This window comes from Stenotrophomonas sp. UBA7606 (assembly GCF_002477705.1).
Taxonomy (GTDB): Bacteria; Pseudomonadota; Gammaproteobacteria; order Xanthomonadales; family Xanthomonadaceae; genus Stenotrophomonas.
The window spans coordinates 22,850-24,668 of the sequence record NZ_DLJW01000001.1; the positions used below are offsets into that span (position 1 = coordinate 22,850).

The 1,819-nt window shown below is 63.8% G+C and carries 2 protein-coding genes; both read left to right on the forward strand.

Features of this window, described 5'->3' with window-relative positions; genetic code table 11:
* Positions 1–170: 170 nt before the first annotated feature.
* On the forward strand, positions 171–734 hold the full coding sequence (locus B2527_RS00120; protein WP_293705352.1) for a CcdC protein domain-containing protein: 564 nt from the start codon (positions 171–173) through the stop codon (positions 732–734).
* 68 nt (positions 735–802) lie between these two features.
* On the forward strand, positions 803–1,564 hold the full coding sequence (locus B2527_RS00125; RefSeq protein WP_293705353.1) for a YiiX/YebB-like N1pC/P60 family cysteine hydrolase: 762 nt from the start codon (positions 803–805) through the stop codon (positions 1,562–1,564).
* The last annotated feature ends 255 nt before the right edge of the window (positions 1,565–1,819 follow it).

Here is a 1,819-nt window from a genome sequence, read left to right on the forward strand (position 1 = left end):
TTCGCGGCCTACGCCGCTCCTGCAGGTTTGGTATCCGGATAAGGCCTCTGCCGGGCATGCCCCGGCACTGCAGGTTGAAAATGCCGGTAGGACTTCTGCCGAGCATGGCTCGGCACTACCGGTACCCGGCATGGCGTAATCTCTGGGTCTGCATCCATGGATCTGCCCCCATGCCTGTGCTTTTCGCTCTGCCGCTGGCGATACTGGTTTTCGTCGCGATCATGCTGTTGTTGATGCCGTTGTCGCTCTGGCAGCGGGTGCGCAACGGCAGTGCGCGGCGGCAGGCGCGGCCTTGGCTGATCAGCTTCAATTTCTGGGCAACACTGGTCTCCACAGGCCTGTTTGCATTGTTTGCCGGCATTGCGGGTTTCTGGTGGCCGGGCGCCTGGTCCTACGCGGCCCTGGGTTGGCTGGCCGGACTGCTGCTGGGGGTGCTTGGCCATGTCCTCACCCGCTTCGAGGCCGGCCCGGAAGCGTTGCACTACAAGCCCAATACGGCGTTGGTGCTGGCCCTCACCGCGATGATCGTGGTGCGCGTGGTCGCCGGTTTCGTGCAGGGCTGGCAGGCATCGGTCAATGGCCTGCCCTGGCCCGACAGCGGTTGGCTGAGCCATGCCGGCCTGTTGGCGATGGCCGCACTCCTGTTGGGTTACGCCGGCATGTACGGCTGGCTGTTGCGCCGGCGCATCGGCCGCCATCTGCGTTACCGTGGCTACGACCGCAGCCCGCGTTGAGCCTGTACCGCTTGGCAACGTTCCGCTGTCATCGCTAGGCTGCAATGCAACTGCGTGGGAGAGCGTCGATGGGCTTGCTGCAACTGCTGGGGCGCCGCCTGGCGCATTATCTCGCGCAGCCGCGCCGCAACCAGCTGCGGCCATCCACCAGTGATCCGGCGCTGTTGCTGCGCACCCTGCGCCGCGGCGACGTGTTGCTGGTGGAGGGCAACAGCCGCTTTTCCACCGCGATCAAGTACCTGACCCAGTCAACCTGGTCGCATGCGGCCTTGTACATCGGTGAGGAGCCACTGCGGGAAGGGGGCAAGCCGCAGCCGATGCTGATCGATGTGGATGTGGAGCAGGGCGTGCGCCGCATCGCACTGAGCGAGTTCGCCAACCAGCACACGCGCATCTGCCGGCCGCAGGGCCTGTCACCGGTGGTGGTGGATCAGCTGGTGAACTTCATGCGTGCGCGTCTGGGTTACAGCTACGACCTCAAGAACGTATTCGACCTGGCGCGCTTCCTGATCCGGCAACCGCCGGTGCCGGGGCATATGCGCCGTCGGCTGATTGCGCTGGGCAGCGGCGAGCCGACCAAGGCGATCTGCTCCACCTTGCTGGCGCAGGCTTTCGAATCGATCCGCTATCCGATACTGCCGGAGATCGAAACGGTGCTGGCGCAAGGTGGTGGCGTGGAGCAGTCACAGGAAATCCTGCATATCCGCAATTACAGCTTGTACACCCCGCGTGACTTCGATGTGTCACCGTTTTTCGATGTGATCAAGCCGCGCCTGCAGCAGAACTTTGATTACCTGGCGCTGCAATGGAGTGATGACGGCAGTCCGTAGTCTGCGTGGAAGGCTTCTCCCCCTCTCCCCAACCCCTCTCCCGCGAGGGGAGAGGGCTGAGGCTGCAATTGCTGACAATGCCTGGATTGCTCGCGCTTGAAGCCCCTCTCCCCAGGCGGGAGAGGGGGAGACTTCACCTACAAAAAAACACGGGCCGCAAACGGCCCGTGTTGCTTTACTGCTGTGCGCCTGGATCAGCGCCGCTTAGAAGCGTGCGCCGATACCAAAGCCCACGGTCCACGGGTCCAGCTTCAG

What these genes read in the sequence shown, in the direction of transcription:
- B2527_RS00120 (WP_293705352.1), top strand. Translation starts at nt 171, where the DNA reads ATGCCTGTGCTTTTCGCTCTGCCGCTGGCGATACTGGTTTTCGTCGCG.
- B2527_RS00125 (WP_293705353.1), top strand. Translation starts at nt 803, where the DNA reads ATGGGCTTGCTGCAACTGCTGGGGCGCCGCCTGGCGCATTATCTCGCG.